At 51.7% G+C, this 26,375-nt stretch carries 26 protein-coding genes; 16 read left to right on the plus strand and 10 right to left on the minus strand.

The window, feature by feature from the left end; translation table 11 throughout:
• Positions 1–102: 102 nt before the first annotated feature.
• Both OGY06_RS03075 and OGY06_RS03080 read left to right on the plus strand, forming a co-directional pair.
• Positions 103–1,758, plus strand: coding sequence for a glucan biosynthesis protein D (locus OGY06_RS03075; RefSeq protein ID WP_047411098.1), 1,656 nt, complete (start codon positions 103–105; stop codon positions 1,756–1,758).
• 167 nt (positions 1,759–1,925) lie between these two features.
• Complete coding sequence (locus OGY06_RS03080; RefSeq protein ID WP_003833168.1) at positions 1,926–2,150, plus strand: HP1242/YdcH family protein; 225 nt, start codon at positions 1,926–1,928, stop codon at positions 2,148–2,150.
• A 66-nt stretch (positions 2,151–2,216) separates the two neighbouring features.
• On the opposite strand, the gene alr is transcribed toward OGY06_RS03080, so the two are convergent.
• Positions 2,217–3,443: an alanine racemase gene (gene alr / locus OGY06_RS03085; RefSeq protein WP_003833167.1), complete on the minus strand. Its 1,227-nt coding sequence runs from the start codon at positions 3,441–3,443 to the stop codon at positions 2,217–2,219.
• Between the two features lie 218 nt (positions 3,444–3,661).
• Here alr and rimL point away from each other — a divergent pair, with 218 nt between their 5' ends.
• On the plus strand, positions 3,662–4,207 hold the full coding sequence (gene rimL / locus OGY06_RS03090; protein ID WP_148361937.1) for a 50S ribosomal protein L7/L12-serine acetyltransferase: 546 nt from the start codon (positions 3,662–3,664) through the stop codon (positions 4,205–4,207).
• On the opposite strand, the gene ydcK is transcribed toward rimL, so the two are convergent.
• On the minus strand, positions 4,199–5,179 hold the full coding sequence (gene ydcK / locus OGY06_RS03095) for a YdcK family protein (protein ID WP_048235315.1): 981 nt from the start codon (positions 5,177–5,179) through the stop codon (positions 4,199–4,201). The genes rimL and ydcK overlap by 9 nt on opposite strands.
• 113 nt (positions 5,180–5,292) lie before the next feature.
• Between ydcK and tehA the strand changes: the two genes are divergently transcribed.
• The 3 genes from tehA to OGY06_RS03110 all read left to right on the plus strand — a co-directional run bounded on the left by tehA (position 5,293) and on the right by OGY06_RS03110 (position 7,720).
• The gene (gene tehA / locus OGY06_RS03100; RefSeq protein ID WP_003833162.1) at positions 5,293–6,294 is read left to right on the plus strand and encodes a dicarboxylate transporter/tellurite-resistance protein TehA; all 1,002 of its coding nucleotides are present in this window, start codon (positions 5,293–5,295) and stop codon (positions 6,292–6,294) included.
• A complete protein-coding gene (gene tehB, locus OGY06_RS03105) occupies positions 6,294–6,890 on the plus strand; it encodes a tellurite resistance methyltransferase TehB (protein WP_003833160.1) in 597 nt (198 codons plus the stop codon). The genes tehA and tehB overlap by 1 nt, the downstream gene beginning before the upstream one ends.
• Positions 6,891–7,045: 155 nt before the next feature.
• Positions 7,046–7,720 carry a DUF3313 domain-containing protein gene (locus tag OGY06_RS03110; protein ID WP_003833157.1) on the plus strand — a complete coding sequence of 225 codons (675 nt, stop codon included), beginning with the start codon at positions 7,046–7,048 and terminating at the stop codon, positions 7,718–7,720.
• Between the two features lie 37 nt (positions 7,721–7,757).
• On the opposite strand, the gene OGY06_RS03115 is transcribed toward OGY06_RS03110, so the two are convergent.
• On the minus strand, positions 7,758–8,666 hold the full coding sequence (locus OGY06_RS03115) for a DMT family transporter (protein ID WP_003833155.1): 909 nt from the start codon (positions 8,664–8,666) through the stop codon (positions 7,758–7,760).
• A 184-nt stretch (positions 8,667–8,850) separates the two neighbouring features.
• Between OGY06_RS03115 and OGY06_RS03120 the strand changes: the two genes are divergently transcribed.
• On the plus strand, positions 8,851–9,720 hold the full coding sequence (locus OGY06_RS03120; protein ID WP_003833154.1) for an AraC family transcriptional regulator: 870 nt from the start codon (positions 8,851–8,853) through the stop codon (positions 9,718–9,720).
• On the opposite strand, the gene OGY06_RS03125 is transcribed toward OGY06_RS03120, so the two are convergent.
• A complete protein-coding gene (locus OGY06_RS03125; protein WP_193134029.1) occupies positions 9,703–10,869 on the minus strand; it encodes a benzoate/H(+) symporter BenE family transporter in 1,167 nt (388 codons plus the stop codon). The two genes, OGY06_RS03120 and OGY06_RS03125, sit on opposite strands and share 18 nt — an antisense overlap.
• Before the next feature lie 105 nt (positions 10,870–10,974).
• Here OGY06_RS03125 and OGY06_RS03130 point away from each other — a divergent pair, with 105 nt between their 5' ends.
• Together OGY06_RS03130 and rlhA are read left to right on the plus strand one after the other, a co-directional pair.
• Positions 10,975–11,511: a helix-turn-helix domain-containing protein gene (locus OGY06_RS03130; protein ID WP_003833150.1), complete on the plus strand. Its 537-nt coding sequence runs from the start codon at positions 10,975–10,977 to the stop codon at positions 11,509–11,511.
• A gap of 79 nt (positions 11,512–11,590) precedes the next feature.
• Entirely contained in the window at positions 11,591–13,552 is a 1,962-nt protein-coding gene (gene rlhA / locus OGY06_RS03135) for a 23S rRNA 5-hydroxycytidine C2501 synthase (RefSeq protein ID WP_206159552.1), read from the plus strand.
• 3 nt (positions 13,553–13,555) lie between these two features.
• Here the strand turns inward: rlhA and OGY06_RS03140 are convergent, their stop codons facing one another.
• From OGY06_RS03140 to OGY06_RS03155, 4 genes are all read right to left on the minus strand, one after another.
• A complete protein-coding gene (locus OGY06_RS03140; protein WP_003020233.1) occupies positions 13,556–13,786 on the minus strand; it encodes a DUF2554 family protein in 231 nt (76 codons plus the stop codon).
• A gap of 189 nt (positions 13,787–13,975) precedes the next feature.
• Positions 13,976–14,101: a DUF2474 domain-containing protein gene (locus tag OGY06_RS03145; protein ID WP_003020230.1), complete on the minus strand. Its 126-nt coding sequence runs from the start codon at positions 14,099–14,101 to the stop codon at positions 13,976–13,978.
• Entirely contained in the window at positions 14,101–15,111 is a 1,011-nt protein-coding gene (cydB, locus tag OGY06_RS03150) for a cytochrome d ubiquinol oxidase subunit II (protein WP_149280980.1), read from the minus strand. Before cydB ends, OGY06_RS03145 begins: the two co-directional genes overlap by 1 nt.
• Complete coding sequence (locus OGY06_RS03155; RefSeq protein WP_003833142.1) at positions 15,111–16,514, minus strand: cytochrome ubiquinol oxidase subunit I; 1,404 nt, start codon at positions 16,512–16,514, stop codon at positions 15,111–15,113. The genes cydB and OGY06_RS03155 overlap by 1 nt, the downstream gene beginning before the upstream one ends.
• 310 nt (positions 16,515–16,824) lie before the next feature.
• Here OGY06_RS03155 and OGY06_RS03160 point away from each other — a divergent pair, with 310 nt between their 5' ends.
• From OGY06_RS03160 to patD, 6 genes are all read left to right on the plus strand, one after another.
• On the plus strand, positions 16,825–18,234 hold the full coding sequence (locus OGY06_RS03160; RefSeq protein ID WP_126957591.1) for an aminotransferase-like domain-containing protein: 1,410 nt from the start codon (positions 16,825–16,827) through the stop codon (positions 18,232–18,234).
• Positions 18,235–18,561: 327 nt separating this feature from the next.
• Entirely contained in the window at positions 18,562–19,707 is a 1,146-nt protein-coding gene (gene ydcS / locus OGY06_RS03165) for a putative ABC transporter substrate-binding protein YdcS (RefSeq protein WP_008784842.1), read from the plus strand.
• Positions 19,708–19,723: 16 nt separating this feature from the next.
• Positions 19,724–20,740: an ABC transporter ATP-binding protein gene (locus OGY06_RS03170; RefSeq protein WP_063940776.1), complete on the plus strand. Its 1,017-nt coding sequence runs from the start codon at positions 19,724–19,726 to the stop codon at positions 20,738–20,740.
• A complete protein-coding gene (locus OGY06_RS03175; protein WP_003833133.1) occupies positions 20,741–21,685 on the plus strand; it encodes an ABC transporter permease in 945 nt (314 codons plus the stop codon).
• On the plus strand, positions 21,675–22,481 hold the full coding sequence (locus OGY06_RS03180; protein WP_003020204.1) for an ABC transporter permease: 807 nt from the start codon (positions 21,675–21,677) through the stop codon (positions 22,479–22,481). Before OGY06_RS03175 ends, OGY06_RS03180 begins: the two co-directional genes overlap by 11 nt.
• A gap of 21 nt (positions 22,482–22,502) precedes the next feature.
• A complete protein-coding gene (gene patD, locus OGY06_RS03185; protein WP_191222568.1) occupies positions 22,503–23,930 on the plus strand; it encodes an aminobutyraldehyde dehydrogenase in 1,428 nt (475 codons plus the stop codon).
• Positions 23,931–24,123: 193 nt separating this feature from the next.
• On the opposite strand, the gene OGY06_RS03190 is transcribed toward patD, so the two are convergent.
• The gene (locus tag OGY06_RS03190) at positions 24,124–25,251 is read right to left on the minus strand and encodes a multidrug effflux MFS transporter (protein WP_191222569.1); all 1,128 of its coding nucleotides are present in this window, start codon (positions 25,249–25,251) and stop codon (positions 24,124–24,126) included.
• A gap of 101 nt (positions 25,252–25,352) precedes the next feature.
• On the opposite strand from OGY06_RS03190, the gene OGY06_RS03195 reads away from it, so the two are divergent.
• Positions 25,353–26,132 (plus strand): AraC family transcriptional regulator, encoded by a 780-nt coding sequence (locus OGY06_RS03195; RefSeq protein WP_286604671.1) that lies wholly within the window; start codon positions 25,353–25,355, stop codon positions 26,130–26,132.
• A gap of 119 nt (positions 26,133–26,251) precedes the next feature.
• Here the strand turns inward: OGY06_RS03195 and yncL are convergent, their stop codons facing one another.
• On the minus strand, positions 26,252–26,347 hold the full coding sequence (gene yncL / locus OGY06_RS03200; RefSeq protein WP_071524268.1) for a stress response membrane protein YncL: 96 nt from the start codon (positions 26,345–26,347) through the stop codon (positions 26,252–26,254).
• Between the last annotated feature and the right edge of the window lie 28 nt (positions 26,348–26,375).

The raw sequence follows: 26,375 nt of genomic DNA on the forward strand, positions 1-26,375 counted from the left end.
TGAATTTTGTCTAGAGTGAGCGGTCAGAAATGTGCACTCTCTTGCCGCTGATTTTGACCGGCGCGGGACCATTTACACGACCAGAAGGACTCACTTTCAGGCATGAATCGCAGACGATTTATTAAAGGTTCAATGGCAATGGCCGCCGTGTGCGGAACCAGTGGTATTGCATCACTCTTTTCCCGCGCCGCCTTTGCGGCAGAGTCTGACATTGCAGACGGAAAAACCGTACGTTTTGATTTTTCCGTTCTGCAATCGATGGCCCATGACTTAGCACAGAAACCCTGGGGCGGCGCACCGCGCGCGTTACCGGATACGCTGGCAAAACTGACGCCGCAGGCCTACAACAGCATTCAATATGACGCAGAGCAGTCTCTGTGGAACAACGTTGAAAATCGTCAGCTTGATGCGCAGTTCTTCCACGTGGGAATGGGCTTCCGTCGTCGTGTACGCATGTTCTCGGTTGATGGTAGTACGCATATGGCGCGTGAAATTCACTTCCGTCCGGAACTGTTTAAATACAACGACGCGGGTGTGGATACCAAACAATTGGAAGGGCAGACTGACCTCGGATTCGCTGGATTCCGCGTGTTTAAAGCGCCAGAACTGGCCCGCCGCGATGTCGTTTCTTTCCTGGGCGCCAGCTATTTCCGCGCCGTGGATGACACCTATCAGTACGGTTTATCGGCCCGTGGTCTGGCGGTAGATACCTACACCGACAGTAAAGAAGAGTTTCCTGATTTCACCTCTTTCTGGTTCGAAACGGTTAAACCGGGCGCAACCTCTTTTACCGTGTATGCGCTTCTCGACAGCCCAAGCGTAACCGGCGCATTCAAGTTCGTGATCCACTGTGAGAAAACGCAGGTGATTATGGATGTACAAAACCACATCTATGCGCGCAAAGACATCAAGCAGCTCGGCATTGCGCCGATGACCAGCATGTTCAGCTGCGGCAACAATGAGCGTCGGATGTGCGACACTATTCACCCGCAAATCCATGACTCAGATCGTCTGGCGATGTGGCGGGGCAATGGCGAGTGGATCTGCCGTCCGCTGAATAACCCGCAAAAGCTGCAGTTCAACGCCTATACCGATAACAACCCGAAAGGGTTTGGCTTGCTGCAACTCGATCGCGACTTCTCCCATTATCAGGACATCATGGGCTGGTATAACAAGCGCCCAAGTCTGTGGGTCGAACCGCGCAACCAGTGGGGCAAGGGGACCATCGGTTTGATGGAGATCCCGACGACCGGCGAAACGCTGGATAACGTTGTCTGCTTCTGGCAGCCGGACAAGAAGATCAAAGCCGGCGATGAGCTGGAATTCAAATATCGCCTGTACTGGAGCGCTCAACCGCCGGTGCGTTCACCGCTGGCTCGCGTGATGGCGACCCGGACAGGTATGGGCGGCTTCCCGGAAGGATGGGCACCGGGCGAGCATTACCCGGAAAAATGGGCGCGTCGTTTTGCCGTTGACTTCGTTGGTGGCGATCTAAAAGCGGCTGCGCCGAAAGGCATTGAACCGGTGATTACGCTCTCCAGCGGTGAAGCGAAACAGATTGAGATCCTCTACGTGGAGCCTATCGACGGTTATCGCATTCAGTTTGACTGGTATCCGACTTCTGACTCAACCGATCCGGTAGATATGCGTATGTTCCTGCGTTGTCAGGGTGACGCCATCAGCGAAACCTGGCTGTATCAGTACTTCCCGCCAGCGCCGGATAAACGTCAGTACGTTGACGACCGCGAGATGCGTTAATCACGCCCTTTACGGCTCTCCTGATGGGGAGCCGTATCTGCATTCATCCTCGTAACGACTCTGTACACTATTTACTCGATCCTGTTCGCATTTTTCTGTATAGCAAATGGGTACTCTGTGGGTGTGTATTTCTTATACACGTTCTTGTCCACTAACAGGGAGAAAGTATGTTTCCAGAATACAGAGACCTTATTTCCCGACTGAAATCCGAGAACCCTCGCTTTCTGTCCTTATTCGAAAAACACAACAGCCTTGATCATGAGATCTCCAGACTGGAAGGTTCGGATGGTCGGGGGTATAGTTTGGACATTGTTCGTCTTAAGAAACAGAAACTCCACCTGAAGGAAGATCTGCTCAAAATATTGCAAAAAGAGAGTGTCAGTGAGAGCTAAGTAGAACGGCGCTTGCTGTGTAAAAGGGCTTCCTGCGAGAAACGGAAGCCCTTCCTGTTTTAGGTGTTAATCGACCATCACGCGTTTGTTCGTCGCCCCCCAGAGGATCGACATTTCAGTGAACAACGCGCCGCTAATTTCTTCGACTTCTTCTGCACTAACCTGCGCATTTCCCTGTTTACCGAACAGCACCACTTCATCACCGGATGCAACCTGCGGCAAATCGGTTACATCGACGATCACGGTATTCATGGATGTTTTACCCAGTACCGGAACCCGCTGGCCGCGGATCAGCACGTGCCCCGCATTACTGAACACACGGCGATAACCATCGGCATAACCTGTCGGGATATTGGCCAGAACGGAATCACGTTTAAGGGTATAGGTTCTGTCATACCCGACGGTGTTTCCTTTGGGGTAATGGTTTACCGACGCGATGGCAGATTTAAACGTCATGACGCGTTTGTATTCGGTGCTGGCGATGGTATCGCCATAGAAAATACCGCCAACACGCACCATGTCGAGCCAGGATTCTGGAACGGTCAGGGTAGCGAACGTATTCGCGACATGCAGGGTGACATCTTCGCGCTTAAGCCCGGTAATTTTCAATACCTGGGCTGATTGCGTATTGAAACGGGCCAGATCGCGTTTTACCACTGCCGCATCTTCTTCCGGGAAATGCGACATGATGCCGACAATTTTCAGGCCGGGTAATGCGGAAATAGCGCGTGCTTCTTCCAGACCTGCGGCGGTACTGACTTCCAGACCGTTACGCGACATACCGCCAGAGTTCAGCGCCAGATGGATACGAATAGTTTTACCTTTCTCCTGAGCGATTGCACTTAGACGCTTAGCCATATCCAGATTACCGATAAGCTCTTCGGTATCGAAATCCGCCGCCTGGCGCATCTCTTTTTCCGTCGCGTTACGCACGCGCATGAGCTGCGATGTATAGCCTGACTGGCGAACGGTACTGATTTCCTCGTTACTGGCGATGCCAATACATTGCACGCCGTTTTGCATCATCACCGGCGTTACCAGTGAGAGATCGTGGCCGTACGCGTCGCCTTTAAGAATGGCGCACATCCGGGTTTTATCTCCCAGCAGTTGCTGAACTTTATGGATGTTATATTCCAGCGCGCTGCGGGAAATTTCCAGCGTGGTATTATCCACAACCTGTTGCTTATTGACCGCAAAGGGAACGGGGCCTGCTTGCGTGGTGGAAACAGGTTGGTGACAGGCGGTAATCAGTAAAAGCGGAATAAGTGCTAAACGACCCAAAGGTGCTGCCATGCTTGCTCCTTAGCAATAGAATGAAAGTGTTATTGTCATCATTACGGTCTATCCATGAGGGGATACCCGGATCACCAGAGTAACGGGTTCCACGCCAGAGATTCTTTCTAAGTGATTGCTGTTACAGCATAAAAATAAGACATCCTCGGTGCTAAACAGAGTAATATCGGCTACTGCCAGTCAGAAATGCCCCGTTTACGATCGCAAAGGAGATAAACATGTCAGAAATAATTATCGTTAGTGACGCGCTGGAACTGCGGGCGGTAGAAGAACAACACGTCACCCCTCTGCATCAGTTGGTGCTTAAAAATAAAACCTGGCTCCAACAGTCACTGAACTGGCCGCAGTTTGTCGAATCTGAGGACGACACGCGCAAAAACGTGCAGGGGAATATGATGTTGCATCAGCGCGGCTACGCCAAAATGTTCCTTATTTTCGAACAAGGGGAGGTGGCTGGCGTTATCTCGTTTAACCAGATAGAGCCGCTGAACAAAGCCGCTTATATTGGTTACTGGCTGGACGAAGAGCACCAGGGCAAAGGCATTCTGTCTCAGGCGCTACAGGCAATGATTCGTCATTATGCGCAGCGCCAGGAGATTCGCCGTTTCGTGATTAAATGTCGTGTAGATAACGTCAGGAGCAACCAGGTTGCACTGCGCAATGGCTTCCGACTGGAAGGATGTATGCAACAGGCGGAATTCCTTAATGGCGATTACCATGACGTGAATCTCTACGCCCGCATCATTGATGGTTCTTCAGAATAAACCGGCGATAGGGGTGCGCGTGATACGTTGTTCGCCGTTGATCACTTTTGGCCCGCGCAGATGAATCGCATCGCCATCAAAGGCTTCAACTTGGGCCTGATCGGTTATCTCAATATGATGCTCGATCAGCACTTCACCCAGAATACAGGCATAGCCTTCAATAAGGATGTGACCGTCAAGCTGTAGCGGTCCGCCACGTAATTGCGCATGCCCCCCAACCAGCACGTGGTGTTTCAGCACGCAGTTACCTTCAACCACCGCGTGTTCCGCCACCTGCGAGCTGTAGCGCAGGGTAGGAATGGCGTCTTCATCCGTTCCGGCGATGACGCGTGCATGCCCATAGACTTTGGCGCAATCGCAGATCCAGACATTATTCTCTTCGTTGCCTTCTATCCGTGCAAAATCAAAAACTTCAGCCCGATGTTCTATAAAAGCATAATTGATCATCGCATCGCCATAGATTTGCGCCTGATGGACCACGCGTGAATTGCTGACTGCCGCCCGCTCGTAAATTTGCAGGAGCTGGTCGCTTTCACGGGTTAACCCTCTGGCCGCAATGATTTCAGAGTCACACACAATGCGTGCATCACCGCAGATGAGGCACTCACCGCGAACAACAGAATCCTGAATGGTGACGTTGTCACGTATTTGCGCGTTATGGCTGATTTCTGCTCGGTCAATCCAGACGGCATCACCAATCTGCGCGCCATCTCTGACCACGCTTGCCTGTGTAATACGGGCGTCTCCGGTTATCGTCGCGCCGGAAAACGCGAGCGCATTCTCATCGTATATCCAGCAATTACCGCTTTGCGACAGAACGCTTTCATCATCAATCCAGCCACCGAGCGTACCGGATCTAACATCATTAAAATCAATGAGTGCGATGATTTGGCGTAGTAATACACTTTTTTTATTGCCATTATCCAGGTAACTAAAGGAGCGAGATTCATCGCTTAGACGGTATTTGGTCATAGCTCATTTCCATGTTGCGCACCTTAGTTAAACGTAGCAAAGTTTTCTGCACTGGCTAAACCGGCAGATATTCCATAAAATGCATTTCAAATATACTTTAAAAAATAAACAAAATGAGTAAGAACAAACAGAGTGAACGGGTCCTCAATCTTCCGGCTGGTTATTTTGGCATGGTACTGGGTACCATCGGGATGGGATTTGCGTGGCGCTACGCCAGCCAGGTGTGGCCGGTGAGCCACTGGATTGGTGATGGCTTAGTGATCCTCGCAATGGTCATTTGGGGATTGCTGACGCTGGCATTTGTGAATCGCTTACTACGTTTTCCGCACAGCGTACTGGCGGAAATTCGTCATCCGGTGATGAGCAGTTTTGTCAGTCTGTTTCCAGCAACAACGATGCTGGTCGCGATTGGTTTTGTACCTTGGTATCGACCGCTGGCGCTAGGATTGTTCAGCATTGGCGTGGTGATACAGCTGGCGTACGCCGCCTGGCAAACGGCAGGGCTGTGGCGCGGCGAGCATCCGGAAGAGGCCACCACGCCGGGTCTGTATCTGCCGACCGTTGCCAATAACTTTATCAGCGCCATGGCCTGTGGTGCACTTGGGTTCAACGATGCCGGGTTGGTGTTTTTGGGCGCCGGGGTATTTTCCTGGCTTAGCCTGGAGCCGGTGATTCTGCAGCGTTTACGTAGCTGCGGTGAACTACCGACGGTTTTACGTACTTCACTTGGTATACAGTTGGCACCCGCGCTGGTCGCCTGTAGCGCCTGGCTTAGCGTCAACGGCGGCGAGGGGGATACGTTAGCTAAAATGCTATTTGGTTATGGTCTGCTGCAACTTCTGTTCATGCTACGCCTTATGCCGTGGTATTTGTCACAGCCATTTAATGCGTCTTTCTGGAGCTTCTCGTTTGGCGTGTCTGCGTTGGCGACAACGGGATTGCATCTTGGACACGGCAGTGAATCAGGATTTTTTCATACTCTGTCTATCCCACTGTTTATTTTTACCAATTTTATCATTGCATTATTACTGATACGTACGTTTGCATTGCTGATGCAGGGGAAACTGCTCATCCGCACGGAGCGTGCTGCATTACTGAAATCTGAGGATAAATAATGACCCTTTGCGACGAAAACTACTTTACTGAAAAATATGATTTAACCCGTACGCATTCCGATGTCGTTGAAGCGGCAAAAGTGGTTGCACCAGGTAAAACGTTAGATCTGGGCTGCGGTAACGGCCGAAACAGCCTGTACCTGGCGGCAAACGGCTATGACGTTACCGCATGGGATAAAAACCCAATGAGCATCGCTAACCTTGAGCGCATCAAAGCGGCTGAGGGGCTGACCAACCTCAACGCGAAGGTCGCTGACCTTAATGCGTTACGTTTTGAGGGTGAATACGATTTTATTCTTTCTACCGTTGTACTGATGTTCCTTGAAGCTAAAACGATCCCTGGCCTTATTGAGAATATGCAACGTTGTACTAAACCGGGTGGATATAACTTAATCGTCGCAGCGATGGATACTGATGATTTTCCGTGCACAGTAGGTTTTCCGTTCGCGTTTAAAACCGGAGAATTACGCAACTATTACAGTGGGTGGGATCTGCTGAAATATAACGAAGACGTAGGTGAACTTCATCGTACAGATGAAAACGGTAATCGAATTAAACTGCGCTTTGCCACCATGCTGGCACGCAAAACTTCCTGAACCTCCCGTTTGGGTTAACTCTTTCTGCGTTCAGCATTTTTTGTGCTGAGCGCAGAGATAAAATTGTGCGGTGCTTACCATTTTTAGTACATCCAAAATGAAACTGTTTTGCTATCCTTTTTAGGCATCATTGCGAAAACTAAAGGGATCGTTTCATGCGTACTCAAACTTTATTTAAAGTTGCAGTGCTTACTGGCTTGTTGGCATTATCCGGCTGTGCGTCAAAAGTGACCGAGCCGGATAAATATTCTGGGTTTTTAAAAAATTACTCTGATCTGAAGGAAACAAAATCAGCATCGGGACAAACGGTACTCCGTTGGGTTGACCCGAGCTACAACGAATCCAAATATGACAACATTGTTTATAACCCGGTAACGTATTATCCGGTTCCTAAACCTACTACGCAGGTAGGGCAGCAGGTTCTTGATCAATTACTGACCTATACCAATACGAAGTTGAAAACGGCGATCGGTCAGCGTAAACCTCTGGTTACAACCCCAGGGCCACGTAGTCTGATTTTCCGCGGGGCGATTACCGGTGTAGCGACCAGCAAAGAAGGACTGCAGTTCTATGAAGTGGTCCCGGTTGCACTGCTCGTTGCAGGAACGCAAATGGCGACGGGTCACCGTACCATGGATACCAACCTCTATTTCGAGGGTGAGTTGATTGATGCAGCGACCAATAAACCGGTGATTAAAGTTGTACGTAAGGGTGAAGGTAAAGACCTGAACAACGAAAGCACGCCGATGGCGTTCGAAACGTTGAAGAAAGTTGTTGATGACATGGCGACCGATGCCTCCATGTTTGATGTGAACAAAAAACCACAATAAAAATGATGAACGCACCATCTCAGGATGGTGCGTTTTTTTATGCCACACGACGACGATAGAGTATTTTACCCATCAATGCTTCCGGTCGGGCAAACATCACCAGATTTCCCAGTAAGATCAACACCAATCCGGCAATCGCATTAACTTGCCAGATGTATCCTTCATACAATGTTGACAACGTCAGCGCCACCAGCGGGAACAGCAGCGTGCTGTATGCCGCCTTACTGGGACCAATGCGACCTACCAGCGTGAAATAAGCGCCAAAGGCAATCACTGAGCCGAAAATAGCCAGATATAACAGCGCGCTAAGATAGCTGAATGTCCACTGTGGCGTGAAGTTGTCGCCGCGCACCAGCGCAATGGCCGCGATCAGCAATGTGCCGTACAGCATGGCCCAGCTGTTGGTCGTTAACACTTCTAACCCTTTTTTCTGGTGACGCAGACTGATCATATTGCCCAGTGAGAAGCCGAAGGTTCCCAGAGCGCTCAAACCGATGCCCAGTAACAGTGAATGATTAAACCCGCTGTTGAGCAAATCCTGCCAAAACAGAGTCACGATGCCCGTCAGTCCCAGACCCGCTGCAATATAGAAGCGCAGCGGTGGTTTTTGCCCAAAAAAGATGAAGCTATTAACTGCATTGAACAGGACGGCCATCGAGAAAATCACCGACTCCAGGCCGGTATTAATCCACGCCGCAGCCGTATAAAAACACCAGAAGTTAAAGCAAAAAACGCATCCGCCCTGTAACAGACAAAACAGATGATCGCGGCCAGACAGTTTGCGTAATTTACCGCTTAGCAACAGGATCACTATCATCACCGAGCTGGCAACTGCGAAGCGCCAAAAGATAGAAACCGGTGCAGAAACCGGACCTTGCTGCAAATAAATCGCAATCCATGTCGTTCCCCAAATAACCACCACCAGGCAGTACAACAGTGCGTTCATACAACTCTCTCTTTTTGTCGTCAGACTTACACTGTGTCACGACGGAATGCAGGAGACTTTCATCGGCTTGCGGTGTACTTGCAAAATCTTGCGCTTTTTTTAGCGTAATAGTGAAAAGGCAGCTGTTAACGATATGTAGCTGATATAGACTGAAAGCCTGCTAACTTATTTTGAATGTGATGGTATGTCTCAGCCCTACGGTGCCTTTGAAAACTTGCGCAAACATAATGCCGTGCTGCATGAATCGGTTGCGTTACATTCAGGGATCCAACTGGCGGCCTGGTCGAACAAGCGCGATACCATCACCCAATATTGCGATCACCATACGCTCAGTTTATACATCGCAGATGGTTACGAGAGTTACCACAAGACGGCGGGAGGATGGAAGAATGGCGGGGGACCAGACCGTTTTTGCCTGATGCCGAAAGAGAGTGAGTCCAGTTGGGATATTCGTGACGATCTTTCCTTTGTGCATCTCTATTGTACGGACGCGCATTTGCGAGAAGTGGGTGAAAAAGTTTGGGACAAAAGCCCCTATAGTTTCACGCTGGACGAGCATACGTTTGGCAGTGACCCGGGGATCACGGCGGTTTACCGTCAGTTTTTGCTTGGTAACGACTGGCAGCAACCGGCCAATCACCTCACGCTTAGCGCGGCATCTTCACTACTGTTAACGCATCTGATCCAGCATTACAGCAATGTGCAATGGCGACTTCCCGTTGTCACTGGAGGGCTTGCGCCTGCCACATTGCGCAACGTGCTGGCCTATATTGAAGCACATCTGGCGTATCCCATAACGTTGAGCGATCTGGCAAGCGAGGCAGCGCTAAGTGAATTCCATTTTGCCAGAATGTTTCGCCAGTCGATGAATATGGCGCCTCATCAGTACGTCATGCAACGCCGTATGGCGCTGGCGCAGCAACTGGTCTGTTATTCATCACGCAGCCTGTCGGATATTGCAATGGCCTGTGGGTTCAGTTCGGCGAGCCATTTCAGTAACCGGTTTAAACAAGTGACGGGTAAAACGCCAACGCAGCTACGCGCGGCGAAATAATGTCAACACTGAGTAGCAAATACCGCCGACGACCAGCCCCCAGAATGCAGACCCAACGCTAAATACCGTCAGACCACTGGCCGTAACCAGAAAAGTCACGATGGCCGCATCGCGTTCTGCTTCATTATGTAAGGCTTGAAATAAACTACCGCTAATCGTGCCGAGTAATGCCAGACCAGCAAGCATCTGGATCCAGCTTACGGGGAGGGCTGCCATCAGTCCTGTGACCGAACCGCCAAACACTCCAGCCAGAATGTAAAAGACACCCGCTGCCGCTGCGGCAAGCCAGCGTCGATTTGCATCTGGATGGGCTTCGGGGCTTTGGCAAATTGCGGCGGTTATGGCGGCGATGCAGATGGAATAGACGCCAAACGGCGAAAATAGCAGTGCCAGCAGACCCGTAAAAACAATCAGGGGTGAAACGGGTAACGAATATCCAGATGCTTTCATGGTCGCAATACCTGGGGCATTTTGTGAAGCCATAGTAACCAGAAACAGCGGTAGCGCAATGCTGATACTGTGGGCTAATGAAAAGTGTGGGGCAATAAACGCTGGCAACACCGGTGACAGATTAACACCATCGGTGACAATGTCACCTTTAACCAGGGCGATAGCTATGCCTACCAACATTGCGGCGATTACGGCATACCGTGGGGCAATCACTTTTAGTACTAACCACGCCAGCAGCATGCTGCCGCACAAGATAAGCTCACTGTTCAGGCTATTGAACGCCTGCAAACCAAAACGCAGCAAGATCCCGGCCAGCATGGCTGATGCCAGCGAGTGGGGAATAATTTTCATCAGGCGAGCAAACAGCCCGGTTATACCGCACAGCACAATAAACGCATTAGCTACGATAAAAACACCGATAGCATCCTGAATCGATACCCCTTGCAGGCCCGTCACCAGCAGCGCGGCACCAGGCGTTGACCATGCGGTGAGTACAGGGGCGCGATACCATAATGTCAGCGCCAGCGTACTGACCCCCATTGCTAGCCCAAGTGCGGTCATCCAGCCTGCGATTTGTCCGGTCGTCGCACCTGCGGCGAGCGCCGCTTGCCAGATAATGGCCGCTGAACTGGCGTAGCCGACCAGGACCGCCACAAAACCCGACAAAACTGTAGGCAGGGGGATGGAAAATGTGCGCATAGCAACTCCGCGTGCGTTATAACGGTCAGTTACTGTAGCACTGTGCGTTATAGCGTACAAGTGCTAAGCTGTAGCCCCGAGAAAGGAGAGCGACGAAGGAGAAAAATGGACAACTTAACCCACTATCTGGCCACAACGCTCAAGACGCTACGTCACCAGCGTGAATGGAGCCTTTCGCGTCTGGCGGAGGAAACTGGCGTCTCAAAAGCGATGCTGGGGCAGATTGAGCGCAACGAATCCAGTCCAACGGTGGCAACATTGTGGAAAATTGCCACTGGACTGAACGTCCCGTTTTCAACGTTTATTTCACCACCAGAGTCAGACGGCACGCTAACATTCGATCCCCAGCAGCAGGCGATGGTCGTCACGCCGTTGTTCCCGTGGGATCCGCAACTGTGCTTCGATCATTTTTCGATACTGCTGGCACCCGGCGCGCTCAGTGAATCTACTCCGCATGAAACGGGCGTAATTGAGCACGTGGTGGTGATTAGTGGTCTGCTGGATATGTGTATTGAGGGGCAGTGGCGCACCTTTAAATCCGGTGAGGGTGTCCGTTTCGCCGGAGATACGGCACATAGCTACCGTAACAGTAGCGAGCAAACGGTGCACTTTCATTCGCTGATCCATTACCCGCGCAGTTAATCGGGAAAACTATTCCGAAACGCCGCGCTTGTGACTACAATAACCGCCATTTTTACCGCTTGTGGATGGTAACAACTGTATGCGCCAGCAGCCTCATCACCTTGAATTGTTAAGCCCGGCTCGGGATACCGCCATTGCGCGCGAAGCTATTTTGCACGGCGCAGACGCCGTTTACATTGGTGGACCAGGTTTTGGCGCGCGTCATAACGCCAGTAATAGCCTGAAAGATATTGCCGAATTAGTGCCTTTTGCCCATCGTTACGGGGCAAAAATCTTTGTGACGCTAAATACGATCTTGCATGATGATGAGCTGGAGTCCGCACAACGATTAATTACCGATCTGTATCAGACCGGCGTTGATGCTCTGATCGTGCAGGATATGGGGATTCTTGAACTGGATATTCCTCCCATTGAACTGCACGCCAGCACCCAGTGCGATATTCGCAGCGTTGAGAAGGCTAAGTTTCTATCTGATGTGGGATTCACCCAGATTGTGCTGGCGCGCGAACTGAGCCTTGAGCAGATTAACGCTATCCATCAGGCTACCGATGCGACCATTGAGTTTTTCATTCACGGTGCGCTGTGCGTTGCCTATTCAGGACAGTGTTATATTTCACATGCGCAAACCGGGCGCAGCGCTAACCGCGGCGACTGTTCCCAGGCTTGCCGTCTGCCGTATACCCTGAAAGACGATCAGGGGCGCGTGGTGTCCTATGAAAAACATCTGCTGTCGATGAAAGATAACGATCAGACCGCCAACCTGGGTGCGTTGATTGACGCAGGTGTGCGTTCCTTCAAAATTGAAGGGCGCTATAAGGACATGAGTTATGTGAAGAATATTACCGCGCATTATCGCCAGATGCTCGACGCCATCATTGAAGAACGCGGCGATCTGGCCCGTTCATCAGCGGGACGTACCGAACATTTCTTTATCCCATCCACAGAGAAAACCTTCCATCGCGGCAGCACCGATTATTTTGTGAATGCCCGTAAAGGGGATATCGGCGCATTCGACTCGCCAAAGTTTATCGGTTTGCCGGTCGGCGAAGTCCTGAAGGTGGCGAAAGATCATCTCGATGTTGAGGTGACTGAACCGCTGGCAAACGGGGATGGCCTGAACGTGTTAATCAAACGCGAGGTTGTTGGATTCCGCGCCAACACCGTGGAAAAAACGGGGAACAATCGTTATCGGGTATGGCCGAATGAAATGCCCGCCGACCTGCACAAAGTGCGTCCGCATCATCCGCTGAATCGCAACCTCGATCATAACTGGCAGCAAGCGTTAACAAAAACTTCCAGCGAACGCCGTGTTGCGATCGATATTGAGCTCGGCGGCTGGCAGGAGCAGTTGATTCTGACGCTCACCAGTGAAGAGGGCGTGAGTATCACCCATACGTTGGACGGCCAGTTTGAGGAAGCGAACAATGCGGAAAAAGCGTTGAGTAACCTACAGGACGGACTGGCAAAACTTGGTCAGACGATGTACTACGTCCGTAATATTCAGGTGAATCTGCCGGGCGCGCTGTTTGTGCCAAACGGTCAACTAAATCAGTTCCGGCGTGAAGCCGTTGATATGCTGGATGCAGCACGCCTGCAAAGCTATCAGCGCGGTAGCCGCAAACCGGTATCTCAGCCAGCGCCGGTTTATCCACAAACGCACTTGAGTTTCCTGGCTAACGTCTACAACCAAAAAGCGCGTGAGTTTTATCACCGTTATGGCGTTCAGTTGATTGATGCAGCCTATGAAGCTCATGAAGAAAAGGGCGAAGTGCCGGTGATGATCACCAAACATTGCCTGCGTTTCGCCTTTAACCTGTGCCCGAAACAGGCGAAAGGTAACATCAAAAGCTGGAAAGCAACACCGATGCAACTGGTTAACGGCGATGAAGTCCTGACGCTGAAATTTGATTGCCGACCGTGCGAAATGCACGTGATCGGCAAGATGAAACATCACATTCTGAAGATGCCGTTGCCCGGCAGCGTCGTGGCTTCGGTCAGTCCAGAAGAACTGATGAAGACACTGCCGAAGCGCAAAGGTTAATCGTTAGCTCAGATGTGTATCGGGTTTGCGTGATTTTTGCCAGTGATGGTGTTCACGAAGATCGGCGGCGGATTCTTCCGCCGTCACTCGCAACTCATCGCTGTCGGCCGTGTGTCGTAGTAAATGATCGGCATCCTGCACCTGAAGATATTCATGTCCCTGATTAGTAGCGAAAAGTTGACCGGAAAAAAGCGCGCTGGCCAGCAATAACACCGTTAACCCTTTCTTAAACATCATGCACCCTCTGGTACGTTAGCTGCGGAATTGGCGATAATTTCGCCAGGTGACTATTCAATATTTTAATCGGGTTAATGACAATCTCTGTTTTGCCATTTCGATGTTTTTTACATATTTGTTTAGCCAGTGTTGGGATTTGTTACAACCGGGCAATACAGTGCAGCCCGGTTGTTTGCAAGGAGAGTATCAGGACTTAAATCCGGCAGCTGTCATCAGGAGACGAAAGAACATACCAACGGCGGCCAGGGCCAGCACGCTGCCCCCCCAGAGGATCACCAGCCACATCAGGCGTTTCCAGATTGTTTGTTGCATCAATGATACCCCTCACCATGTTGAACTTTGCCGCGGAAAACGTAGTAGCTCCAGAAGGTGTACACCAGGATTATCGGGATAATCAGCAGTGCGCCAACCAACATAAAGCCCTGACTTTGTGCCGGAGCCGCTGCCTGCCAGAGCGTAATAGACGGTGGAATGATATGTGGCCAGATACTGATCCCCAGCCCGCTAAACCCGAGAAAAATCAGCCCCAGTGTCAATACAAAAGGCAGCGTATGGCAGTTATGTTGCCCCAGCGAACGCCACAGCCAGAGACTGATAAGCGCAACCAGCAGCGGAACCGGCATCAGAAACCACAGGTTGGGCAGGCTAAACCAACGCTCGGCAATCGCGCTATGTGCCAGTGGTGTCCACAGGCTGATAATGGCAATCACAACCAACATTGCCAGCAGCAGTTTTTTGGCCACACTGCGCATTTTATGCTGCAACGGATTTTCGCTTTTCATCACCAGCCATGTCGCCCCCAGCAGGGCGTAAGCCACGACCAGACCAATGCCGCAGAACAACGTGAACGGGGTCAACCAGTCGAAAGGACCGCCGCTGTAGCTGCGTCCGGTAACGGAAAATCCGTTGAGTACGGCACCCACCACGACACCTTGCGTGAATGTCGCGAGGATTGAACCGCCGAGAAAGGCTTTATCCCAGAATGGTCGGTGCGCAGGTGTGGCTTTGAAGCGAAACTCGAACGCGACGCCGCGAAAAATCAGGCCGATTAGCATCAGGGTCAACGGGATCGTCAGCGCATCGACAATCACCGCATAGGCCAGGGGGAAAGCGCCGAATAATCCGGCTCCGCCCAACACCAGCCAGGTTTCATTGCCGTCCCATACCGGGGCGACGCTGTTGACCATCACATCGCGATCGTCAGCGTCCTGAATCGCTGGGAATAAAATGCCAATCCCGAGATCAAAACCGTCCATCACGATATACATCAGCGTGGCGAAGACGATAATCACAAACCAGATAACTGATAAATCGATACCCATTAGCGGTGTGCCTCCGGTTGAGAATCGAGGACGGCGGCTGAAAGCGGCCGTGCAGGTGTGCCTGTCGGCGGAATGGTCGGGTCATCTTCCTGTGGCCCTTTACGGATCAGGCGGATCATATAGCTGTAACCCACGCCAAACACTGAGCTGTACACCACAAAGAAAGACAGCAGGCTGATGCTCATATGTAAATCGCCATGTGCAGAAACCGCATCCGCCGTACGTTGCAGACCGTAAACCACCCACGGTTGACGGCCAACTTCAGTGGTCACCCAACCGGCAAGGATGGCAATCAGACCGGAAGGACCCATCCACAAGGCAAAGCGCAGGAAAGGGCGCGAGGTAAATAAACGCTGCTTATAGCGCAGCCACAGGGCAAAAGTACCCAGCAGGATCATCAGCATGCCTAGCCCGGCCATTATGCGAAACGACCAGAACACCATGGTGGAGTTGGGCCTGTCTTCTTTAGGAAACTCTTTTAGGGCCGGGACCTGTTTGTCCAGACTATGGGTCAGGATCAGACTGCCCAGCGCCGGGATTTCCAGCCCATAGCGGGTGCGTTCCTGCTCCATATCCGGCCAGCCGAACAACAGCAGCGGAGTCGGTTCACCGGGGCGATTTTCCCAGTGTCCTTCAATCGCAGCAATTTTTGCCGGCTGATGCTTCAGCGTATTCAAACCGTGCATATCGCCAATCAAGGCCTGCAGTGGAGCGACGATTAATGTCATCCACAGCGCCATCGAAAACATCGCTCGAATTGCTGGTGTGTTATTCCCGCGCAGCAAATGCCATGCCCCAGAGGCGGCAACAAACAACGCGCTGCTCAGGAAGGCGGCAACCGACATATGCAGCAGACGATAGGGGAATGAAGGATTGAAAATAACGGCGAACCAGTCGACGGGAACGACCTGGCCGTTAACTATTTCATAGCCTTGCGGTGTCTGCATCCAGCTGTTGGAGGCGAGGATCCAGAAGGTTGAAATAATGGTACCCAGTGCGACCATGCAGGTGGCAAAGAAATGAAGCCCTGGACCAACCCGATTCCAGCCAAACAACATCACCCCAAGGAAACCAGCTTCGAGGAAGAAGGCGGTTAATACTTCATAGGTCAGTAACGGTCCAGTGATACTCCCGGCGAACTCGGAAAAACCACTCCAGTTGGTGCCGAACTGATAAGCCATCACCAGCCCGGAAACGACACCCATACCAAAATTTACGGCGAATATTTTCGACCAAAAATGGTAAAGCGATCGCCAGGTGGGGTTTTTCGTTTTTAGCCATAGCCCTTCAAGCACAGCCAGATAACTGGCGAGTCCGATAGTAATAGCCGGAAAGATGATGTGAAAGGATACCGTAAACGCGAACTGGATCCTTGCCAGGTGAAACGCGTCAAGACCGAACATGCTTAACTCCGCAGGCAAAATTGATTTAGCGCAATTCTAAGTCTGAGGAGCAATGGAAGGCAGAAACAGAACAGTTCTTTTTAACCATAACAGTTGCAGCGCTGTTATAAGTTGCACTCGCTGATATGAAATCTGGAAGCTTGATTCCTGTTATTGAATAGCGTTCTCTTCTTGAAATACGCGCCTTAGGCAAAGAACTGTCATTAACGATGTTGTAAAACTGTTAACTATAACAGTTATAAATAACACCCTGATTATGTAAACTGATATATACAGTGGTTGTCACCGACACCGGTAATCAGGACGAAAAATGAAAAAGTACCAGCGACTGGCAGAGCAAATTCGCGATCAAATTGCGTCTGGCGTATGGCAGCCAGGCGATCGCTTGCCATCTTTGCGTGAGCAGGTGGTCAGCAGCGGAATGAGTTTTATGACTGTCGGACACGCATACCAGTTGCTGGAAAGCCAGGGGCGGATTATCGCCCGACCGCAATCGGGTTATTATGTCGCCGCGCGCCCGGAACGTGAACTGGCAGCGCCGCAGGTGCAGGTCATGCGCGATGAAGCGGTGGATATCAATACCTACATTTTTGATATGTTGCAGGCCAGCCGGGATGCGTCAGTGATGCCCTTTGCCTCCGCATTCCCCGACCCGCGGCTGTTTCCACTTCAGCAGTTGAATCGCTCGTTGGCGCAGGTGAGTAAAACTGCCACCGCCATGAGCGTGATTGAAAACCTGCCGCCGGGGAATGCTGAGCTGCGTCATGCCATTGCCCGTCGCTATGCTCAACAGGGGATGACCATTTCACCTGACGAAATCGTCATCACCACCGGCGCGCTGGAAGCCCTTAATCTGAGCCTGCAAGCGGTCACTGAACCGGGTGACTGGGTGATTGTCGAAAACCCCTGTTTTTACGGGGCGTTGCAGGCCCTGGAACGATTACGTCTGAAGGCGTTGTCGGTGGCCACCGACGTTAAAGAGGGGATCGATCTTGCTGCGTTGGAGCAGGCGTTGCAGGAGTACCCGGTAAAAGCCTGCTGGCTAATGACCAACAGCCAAAACCCACTGGGTTTTACGCTCAGCGCAGAGAAAAAGGCGCGTCTGGTCGCCTTGCTGGAAAAATACCACGTAATGTTGATTGAAGATGATGTTTACAGCGAGTTGTACTTTGGCCGCGAAAAACCGTTGCCTGCCAAAGCCTGGGATCGCGCCGACAGTGTTCTGCATTGTTCGTCTTTCTCGAAGTGCCTGGTGCCAGGATTTCGTATTGGCTGGGTAGCAGCAGGGAAACATGCCCGGCGTATTCAGCGACTCCAGCTAATGAGCACCTTATCTACCAGTTCACCCATGCAGCTTGCCCTTGTTGATTATCTTTCAACCCGGCGCTATGACGCGCATCTGCGGCGCTTGCGTCGGCAACTGGCGGAACGTAAACAACAGGCCTGGCAAACGCTGCTGCGTCATCTTCCGGCGGAAGTCAAAATTCACCACAACGACAGCGGTTATTTTCTGTGGCTGGAGCTGCCGGAACCGCTTGATGCCGGTGTGCTCAGTACCCATGCGCTGGCACACCACATCAGTATTGCGCCGGGGAAAATGTTCTCGACCTCGGGAAGCTGGACATGTTTTTTTCGTTTTAATACTGCATGGCACTGGGGAGATCGCGAAGAGCAGGCCGTAAAACAGCTTGGTAAATTAATTCGTGAAATGATGAAATAAACCATAACGCGCTATTCAATATAAATGAATAGCGTGTTCTTATTTTCGAAATAGTGAATGCCGAACCACGGTATTATTTATATCGGGTGCGTCCATACAAAATATCAATAGTTAATGCTATTGCCACCTCTGCGTCTAACTCCTTGTCTATACTCCAGAAGATTACCCCCTGGTCAAAGTCTGTAGCGTAATGAGCGTTAGCTCACAACCTGATTAAATTTCCTTGCGCCAGCAGGAACGCTTACAACACCCCGACTATTTTTAGAAAAGGACATATATTTACGGCAAGGCTGCCGCTCAATATTTTTTAGACAGGAGTAAGACGTTATGAGCAAGCAGTTTGCCCTCAGTAGCCTGTGCGCACTCAGTATGACGCTGATGACTGCGCAGGCAGCCGAACCCCCCACATCATTAGATAAACCGGAAGGCCGCCTGGATATTATTGCCTGGCCGGGTTATATCGAACGTGGGCAAACCGATAAACAATATGACTGGGTCTCACAGTTTGAGAAAGATACCGGCTGCGCGGTTAATGTCAAAACGGCAGCCACATCTGATGAAATGGTCAGCCTGATGGCAAAAGGCGGCTACGACCTGGTTACCGCTTCTGGTGATGCCTCACTGCGCCTGATTATGGGAAAACGCGTTCAGCCAATTAATACCGCGCTGATCCCTAACTGGAAAACCATCGATCCACGCGTGGTAAAAGGCGAATGGTTTAACGTTGGCGGAAAAGTTTATGGCACACCGTACCAGTGGGGACCAAACCTGCTGATGTATAACACCAAAATTTTCCCAACGCCGCCGGATAGCTGGAGCGTGGTGTTTGTTGAGCAAAAACTTGAGGATGGGAAAAGCAATAAAGGGCGCGTTCAGGCCTACGATGGCCCGATCTATATTGCCGATGCCGCGTTATTCGTTAAAGCCACTCAGCCGCAGTTGGGTATTACCGATCCCTATCAGCTCACTGAAAAACAGTATCAGGCGGTGATCAAAGTCCTGAGCGATCAGCACGCGCTGATCCATCGCTATTGGCACGATACCACCGTGCAAATGAGCGATTTCAAAAACGAAGGCGTGGTAGCGTCAAGCGCCTGGCCTTATCAGGCTAACGCCTTGAAAGGCGAAGGTCAGCCAATTGCCACGGTCTTCCCAAAAGAAGGGGTTACCGGATGGGCTGATACCACCATGCTGCACAGTGAAGCGAAACACCCGGTTTGTGCTTACAAATGGATGAACTGGTCATTAACCCCGAAAGTACAGGGCGACGTAGCGGCCTGGTTTGGTTCTCTGCCAGTAGTGCCTGAAGGTTGTAAAGCCAGCCCGTTACTGGGTGAAAAAGGCTGTGAAACCAACGGCTATAGTTATTTCGACAAAATTGCCTTCTGGAAAACGCCGATTGCCGAAGGTGGAAAATTCGTTCCTTACAGTCGCTGGACGCAGGATTACATCGCCATTATGGGCGGTCGTTAATTCCGCTGGGGGTTTTATGACGTACGCAGTGGAGTTTCATAACGTCTCGCGTTTGTATGGGGATGTTCGAGCAGTTGATGGGGTAAGTATTGCGATTAACGACGGTGAGTTTTTCTCTATGCTGGGGCCATCCGGCTCCGGCAAGACCACCTGTCTGCGCCTGATTGCTGGGTTTGAACAACTGTCAGGCGGCGCAATCACTATTTTTGGTAAACAGGCCAGCGAATTGCCGCCCTGGGAGCGGGATGTAAATACGGTATTTCAGGATTACGCGTTATTCCCGCACATGTCGATTCTCGACAACGTCGCTTACGGGCTGATGGTCAAAGGCATCGATAAAAAACAGCGCCACGCCAAAGCGCGAGAGGCGTTGGATAAAGTTGCGCTCGGTTTTGTTTATGAACGCAAACCGTCGCAACTTTCCGGTGGTCAGCGGCAGCGCGTGGCGATTGCCCGGGCGCTGGTCAATGAGCCGCGCGTCCTGCTGTTGGATGAACCGCTCGGGGCATTGGATCTCAAACTGCGTGAGCAGATGCAGCTGGAGCTGAAGAAATTACAGCAATCCCTTGGTATCACCTTCATTTTCGTCACTCACGATCAGGGGGAAGCCCTGTCGATGTCCGATCGTGTGGCGGTGTTTAATAACGGTCGCATCGAACAGGTGGATTCTCCGCGCGAACTGTACATGCGTCCGCGGACACCGTTTGTGGCAAGTTTCGTCGGAACGTCCAATGTCTTTGATGCCACGATGTCAGCGAACGTTTGCGGGCTACAGGGGATGTTCTCCCTGCGTCCGGAACACATTCGCTTGAATGATACCGGAGGAGAAGTTCAGGCCAGGGGTGTTATCCAGGCGGTGCAGTACCAGGGCGCGGCGACGCGGTTTGAGCTAAAACTGGCCGGTGGTGAAAAGTTGCTAGTTAGCCAGGCGAACCTGACGGGCGAAATGCTACCGTCAACGTTGTCGCCAGGTCAGCAGGTGATGGCATCCTGGTCACGCGACGTGATGGTACCGCTGGTTGAGGAGAGGTGAATGGCTATGAACGTCTTACATTCGCCTCCACAGTCGACCAACCTGAATCGGATCTCAGGTTACTTCTGGCGTAATCCGGGGCTGGGGCTGTTTTTGCTGCTCCTCGGACCGCTGATGTGGTTTGGCATCGTCTACTTTGGCTCATTACTGACGTTGTTGTGGCAAGGTTTTTATACCTTCGACGATTTCACCATGTCGGTCACACCAGACCTGACGCTGGCGAATTTGCAGGCGCTGTTTAATCCCGCTAACTACGACATTATTTTGCGCACTCTGACGATGGCGGTAGCGGTCACCATCGCCAGCGCGATTCTGGCGTTTCCGATGGCGTGGTATATGGCTCGCTATACCAGCGGCAAAATGAAGGCTTTTTTTTACATTGCCGTAATGTTGCCAATGTGGGCCAGCTACATCGTTAAAGCCTATGCGTGGACGCTGCTGTTGGCTAAAGACGGCGTGGCGCAGTGGTTTTTAACCCACCTTGGGCTGGAGCCGTTGCTGCTTTCGTTCCTGACATTACCTGCGGTAGGCGGCAATACGCTGTCGACTTCAGGGTTAGGGCGTTTCCTGGTGTTCGTCTATATCTGGCTGCCGTTTATGATCCTGCCGGTACAGGCCGCGCTGGAGAGACTTCCGCCGTCGCTGTTACAGGCTTCTGCTGATTTGGGCGCGCGTCCGCGTCAAACCTTCCGCTATGTGGTGCTTCCATTGGCGATACCGGGCATTGCAGCTGGTTCGATCTTTACCTTCTCTCTGACGTTGGGCGACTTTATTGTGCCACAACTGGTGGGACCGCCGGGCTATTTCATCGGCAACATGGTGTATTCACAACAAGGGGCGATCGGCAATATGCCGATGGCGGCGGCATTTACTCTGGTGCCGATTGTGTTAATCGCACTGTATCTGGCGTTCGTGAAGCGTCTGGGAGCTTTCGATGCACTCTGAACGCGCACCCTGGCTACTCAAACTGGCGGCATGGGGCGGGGTTATTTTCCTGCACTTTCCCATCCTCATCATCGCCACCTATGCTTTTAATACTGAGGAGGCTGCTTTTAGTTTTCCACCCCAGGGATTAACGCTGAAGTGGTTTAGCGTTGCTGCGCAGCGTAGCGATATCCTGGAGTCTGTGACGTTGTCACTTAAGATCGCTGCGTTGTCCACAGCTATTGCCCTTGTTCTGGGGACGCTGGCCGCGGCCGCGCTGTGGCGTAGGGACTTTTTTGGCAAAAGTGCAATATCGCTGTTGCTACTGTTGCCGATCGCGCTGCCGGGCATTATTACCGGCCTTGCGCTGTTGACGGCGTTTAAAACCATCAACCTGGAACCGGGTTTTCTCACGATCGTGGTGGGCCATGCGACGTTTTGCGTGGTGGTGGTGTTTAACAACGTTGTGGCGCGTTTTCGCCGTACCTCATGGAGTCTGGTCGAAGCGTCTATGGATCTTGGCGCCAATGGCTGGCAAACCTTTCGTTATGTCGTGCTGCCAAATCTGGCATCGGCACTTCTGGCGGGGGGGATGCTGGCGTTTGCCTTGTCGTTTGATGAAATCATCGTGACAACGTTCACCGCCGGACATGAAAGAACACTTCCTCTGTGGCTGCTCAATCAATTGGGCCGTCCACGGGATGTGCCGGTCACCAACGTTGTGGCATTGCTGGTAATGCTGGTGACAACACTGCCAATTTTAGGGGCCTGGTGGCTAACGCGTGAAGGCGACACTCTCGCCGGAAACGGTAAATAAACGACGATATGGGAAATTGCTATGCAACATCAATTACTGATTAATGGCGAGCTGGTCAACGGTGAAGGTGAAAAGCAGCCAGTCTATAACCCTGCCACTGGTGAACTCATTCTGGAGATTGCTGAGGCGTCAGCCATGCAGGTTGATGCCGCTGTACGTGCAGCAGACGCCGCGTTTGCCAGCTGGGGGCAAACCACGCCGAAAGTCCGCTCTGAACTGCTGCTGAAACTGGCGGATGCTATTGCTGATAACGCGCAAACCTTCGCTGAGCTGGAATCACTTAACTGCGGTAAACCGCTGCACTGTGTTCTCAACGATGAAATTCCCGCTATTGTCGATGTTTTCCGCTTCTTCGCCGGTGCGGCGCGTACCCTGCAAGGACAGGCGGCCGGTGAATATCTGGAAGGGCATACCTCGATGATTCGCCGTGATCCACTGGGCGTGGTGGCCTCTATTGCGCCGTGGAACTATCCGCTGATGATGGCGGCGTGGAAGCTGGCTCCAGCGTTGGCGGCGGGAAACTGCGTGGTGATTAAACCGTCAGAGATTACCCCGCTGACGGCGCTTAAATTGGCCGAATTCGCCAAAGACATTTATCCGGCTGGCGTGATTAACGTGCTGTTTGGTCGCGGTAAAACGGTGGGCGATCCGCTGACCGGCCATGAAAAAGTGCGCATGGTTTCGCTGACCGGCTCCATTGCAACCGGCGAACACATTATTCAGCACACCGCGCCGTCAATTAAGCGTACGCATATGGAACTGGGCGGAAAAGCTCCGGTGATCATTTTTGATGATGCCGATCTGGATGCAGTGGTGAGCGGCGTGCGGACCTTTGGTTATTACAACGCCGGGCAAGACTGTACCGCCGCTTGCCGAATTTATGCCCAGAAAGGCATTTATGATGCACTGGTCGAAAAACTTGGCGCCGCCGTTGCCAGCCTGAAAATCGGTCCGCCGAATGATGAATCGACCGAGCTGGGACCGGTGAGCTCGCAGGCACATCTCGATCGCGTGACTAAAGCGGTCGATGAGGCTAAAGCGTTGGGCCATATTAAGGTCATCACCGGCGGTAAAAAAGTGGATGGTTCAGGCTACTATTTTGCCCCGACGCTGCTTGCTGGGGCGAAGCAGGACGATGCCATCGTACAGCGGGAAGTTTTCGGTCCGGTGGTCAGCGTGACCGTATTTGATGATGAAGATCAGGTGCTGGCATGGGCCAACGATTCGAAATACGGCCTGGCATCCTCCGTCTGGACCCGGGATGTTGGGCGAGCGCATCGCTTTAGCGCTCGCCTGCAATATGGTTGCACTTGGGTCAATACCCATTTCACGCTGGTTAGCGAGATGCCGCACGGTGGGCAAAAACAGTCCGGCTATGGAAAGGATATGTCGGTTTATGGGCTGGAGGATTACACGGTTATTCGCCATGTTATGATCAAGCATGAGTAATATCTTAAGCGCGATCGGCGAATGGGGCACGGATAGCTAAATATTGGCATACGTGTGTCTATACTATTCGCGCCACTGGCCTCGTCGCCATCGGACGGCGGTAAGTTGGAAATATCCGCGAGGTCAGGCTAATTGATACAACAAAGCCCCAGCATATAGCCGGGGCTTTGTGCTTTCAGGATCGCCATCGGGTTTATCTACGGCCCAGACTGCAAAGCCAGGCGAGTAGGGCACAGACGCTCAGAACCAGCCCCAGTTGCTGCACCATGCCTGCTAAACCCAGCATCATCCCAAGTAACAGGTAATAGCTTAATCCGAACAAAGCACCGGCGGCACCGGCCTGTTCACGGTAGTGACGCAGCGCCTGACTCAGCACATTGGGAATGGCGATACCATAGGCAATCACCACGCCGAACACCGGAATCAGGATCCACGCGGAGTGCTGTAAACACCACGCGACGAGACCTGACAACGCTGCCAGCACACAGGCATAACGTACCAGTCGCTCCGGCGTCAGACCAGTCGTTAACAGTCTTCGGTTCAGCAGGCTACCTGACAGAGAAGCAAACGCAAGTAGTAATCCCGTCCAGCCAAAGGCTCTGGAGCTCCATCCTAATTGCCCAAAAAGAAACGGCGCCAGGCTGTAATAGCTAAACAGCATGGTGTTCAGTAGGGCAACCAGCAAGGCGTTTTTCCGCAACTCATTGTCCCGCATCATGCGGGAGAACAATCCGGCAAGCTTCGGGCTGAGCGTATGTTCGGGCCGGGTTTCTGGCAGCATGGTCGCTGTCAGTATTAGCAGTAGCAGCGCCAACAGCACAAGGGCAACAAAGACACCGGTATGGCCATACAGACTTACTAACCAACCTCCGCTTAGCAGGCCAAAAACTGGACTCAATGCCAGCGCAGCACCCATTACAGAAAATATGCGGGATAGCGCAGTTGATTCATAACAGTCCCTTAGCATGGTCTGTACCACGACCGACCCGGCAGCCGCACCGATGGCGGAGATCATCCGCGCCATCAGCAAAACGCTGAAGTCGGTGGCAACAACAGCTGCTGCGCAACCTGTTCCATAGCAGATAAGTCCTGCCAGCATCGCCCAACGTCGTCCGATGCAGTCGCTTAGCCACCCCCACATCGCTACGCCGACGGCGAAAGCAACAAAATAAACGGAGAGCGTTTGAGCCGCGCGCTCACTGCTTACGTGAAAAGAGATAGCGATACCCGGCAATGCCGGGCTGTAAATGGTTTCCACCAGTTGTGGAAACATAATCAGTAGTGTAAGAAGCCACAGCGGTGGGCGACGAAGTGTGTTCATAGCAATATCCAGACAGACAGAAAACAGGCGGGCATTATTGCTGAAAGGAATATGTCGTATTACCATTATCAGGACTTTAAATATCAAATATCAGACAGATAATGAAAATTGCCCCCGATGATGCTTTTGATGCGGATAGCTTTGATAAACCGGTAATCGGTATTGCTGCCGATATGGGCGTACATGATTCCGGGCGGCACAGTCATCTTCGTCATCAGCTACTTTTTTCGGCTGCGGGAAGTATTACGATTGAACTGGAGCAGGCCCTGTGTCTGCTACCGCCACGTCGTGCGGTTTGGATCCCGGCAGGCACGGTACATCGCGCCATAATGCGTGGTGTGATGGCTTATCGCTCTTTGTATTTTTCAACCACATTGCCGTTATCTGAGTTACCGCTGCAGATAGTCGAAGTTAATCCGCTTTTTTTTGAAGTGATAGAACGTATGGCATTCTGGTCATGGGAAATGCCTGCCGCTCAGCAGTCCAGCCTTATTACCGTTTTTTGTGAGGAAATGCGTGCCGCCCGCAGTGAAAACTGGACATTGCAGTATCCCTCAGATCCGCGGCTTAACGTGTGGCTCAAGGGATTACGCATGGGTGAATTGCCACCACGACTGAATCAATTGTCCCGACAGGTTGGGGCATGCGAGAGGACGATCAGTCGAATATTTATCAGGGATACCGGGATGAATTATCAGGACTGGCGGCAGCAATTTAGGTTGTTAAAAGCCATGGAAATGTTGGCTGATGGATGCCATATCAGCCAGGTCGCGCAATATCTGGAGTTTGTCAGCGACAGTGCTTTTATTGCTTTCTTCCATCAACATACCGGCACAACACCTGGCCGCTATTCGGGCAATATAATGCCGCAGAAGGATTAGGGGTATTACATATTAAGGATAATTTACCCAGTGATAGCAGAGTGGGAAGATCGTTTACTGATGGCAGAGAGAAGATCCTCTCTGCCAGCGGACGCTGCAATTAATCAAGAAGAGTTACATCAAGCAAACCAGCCGAACCTTGCGGATATCAGACTGAAAAGTCCTACAGCAGCAAATATATTTATCAGCACCACAGTTTTACTGGAAACATTCATTTTTGCCACCTTTCGTTTTAACCCTTAT

Source organism: Citrobacter sp. Cpo147, assembly GCF_030332405.1.
In the GTDB taxonomy this organism is placed as follows: Bacteria; Pseudomonadota; Gammaproteobacteria; order Enterobacterales; family Enterobacteriaceae; genus Citrobacter; species Citrobacter portucalensis.

Excerpts from the sequence above, each read along its gene's own strand:
- tehA (WP_003833162.1), top strand. The coding sequence starts at position 5,293 with ATGAGTAAGAACAAACAGAGTGAACGGGTCCTCAATCTTCCGGCTGGT.
- OGY06_RS03140 (WP_003020233.1), bottom strand. The coding sequence starts at position 13,786 with ATGTTTAAGAAAGGGTTAACGGTGTTATTGCTGGCCAGCGCGCTTTTT.
- yncL (WP_071524268.1), bottom strand. The coding sequence starts at position 26,347 with ATGAATGTTTCCAGTAAAACTGTGGTGCTGATAAATATATTTGCTGCT.
- ydcS (WP_008784842.1), top strand. The coding sequence starts at position 18,562 with ATGAGCAAGCAGTTTGCCCTCAGTAGCCTGTGCGCACTCAGTATGACG.
- OGY06_RS03155 (WP_003833142.1), bottom strand. The coding sequence starts at position 16,514 with ATGTTCGGTCTTGACGCGTTTCACCTGGCAAGGATCCAGTTCGCGTTT.
- tehB (WP_003833160.1), top strand. The coding sequence starts at position 6,294 with ATGACCCTTTGCGACGAAAACTACTTTACTGAAAAATATGATTTAACC.
- rimL (WP_148361937.1), top strand. The coding sequence starts at position 3,662 with ATGTCAGAAATAATTATCGTTAGTGACGCGCTGGAACTGCGGGCGGTA.
- OGY06_RS03195 (WP_286604671.1), top strand. The coding sequence starts at position 25,353 with ATGAAAATTGCCCCCGATGATGCTTTTGATGCGGATAGCTTTGATAAA.
- OGY06_RS03160 (WP_126957591.1), top strand. The coding sequence starts at position 16,825 with ATGAAAAAGTACCAGCGACTGGCAGAGCAAATTCGCGATCAAATTGCG.
- rlhA (WP_206159552.1), top strand. The coding sequence starts at position 11,591 with ATGCGCCAGCAGCCTCATCACCTTGAATTGTTAAGCCCGGCTCGGGAT.
- OGY06_RS03120 (WP_003833154.1), top strand. The coding sequence starts at position 8,851 with ATGTCTCAGCCCTACGGTGCCTTTGAAAACTTGCGCAAACATAATGCC.
- patD (WP_191222568.1), top strand. The coding sequence starts at position 22,503 with ATGCAACATCAATTACTGATTAATGGCGAGCTGGTCAACGGTGAAGGT.
- cydB (WP_149280980.1), bottom strand. The coding sequence starts at position 15,111 with ATGGGTATCGATTTATCAGTTATCTGGTTTGTGATTATCGTCTTCGCC.
- OGY06_RS03110 (WP_003833157.1), top strand. The coding sequence starts at position 7,046 with ATGCGTACTCAAACTTTATTTAAAGTTGCAGTGCTTACTGGCTTGTTG.
- OGY06_RS03190 (WP_191222569.1), bottom strand. The coding sequence starts at position 25,251 with ATGAACACACTTCGTCGCCCACCGCTGTGGCTTCTTACACTACTGATT.
- alr (WP_003833167.1), bottom strand. The coding sequence starts at position 3,443 with ATGGCAGCACCTTTGGGTCGTTTAGCACTTATTCCGCTTTTACTGATT.
- OGY06_RS03075 (WP_047411098.1), top strand. The coding sequence starts at position 103 with ATGAATCGCAGACGATTTATTAAAGGTTCAATGGCAATGGCCGCCGTG.
- ydcK (WP_048235315.1), bottom strand. The coding sequence starts at position 5,179 with ATGACCAAATACCGTCTAAGCGATGAATCTCGCTCCTTTAGTTACCTG.
- OGY06_RS03080 (WP_003833168.1), top strand. The coding sequence starts at position 1,926 with ATGTTTCCAGAATACAGAGACCTTATTTCCCGACTGAAATCCGAGAAC.
- OGY06_RS03180 (WP_003020204.1), top strand. The coding sequence starts at position 21,675 with ATGCACTCTGAACGCGCACCCTGGCTACTCAAACTGGCGGCATGGGGC.
- OGY06_RS03130 (WP_003833150.1), top strand. The coding sequence starts at position 10,975 with ATGGACAACTTAACCCACTATCTGGCCACAACGCTCAAGACGCTACGT.
- OGY06_RS03175 (WP_003833133.1), top strand. The coding sequence starts at position 20,741 with ATGGCTATGAACGTCTTACATTCGCCTCCACAGTCGACCAACCTGAAT.
- OGY06_RS03145 (WP_003020230.1), bottom strand. The coding sequence starts at position 14,101 with ATGCAACAAACAATCTGGAAACGCCTGATGTGGCTGGTGATCCTCTGG.
- OGY06_RS03170 (WP_063940776.1), top strand. The coding sequence starts at position 19,724 with ATGACGTACGCAGTGGAGTTTCATAACGTCTCGCGTTTGTATGGGGAT.
- OGY06_RS03125 (WP_193134029.1), bottom strand. The coding sequence starts at position 10,869 with ATGCGCACATTTTCCATCCCCCTGCCTACAGTTTTGTCGGGTTTTGTG.
- OGY06_RS03115 (WP_003833155.1), bottom strand. The coding sequence starts at position 8,666 with ATGAACGCACTGTTGTACTGCCTGGTGGTGGTTATTTGGGGAACGACA.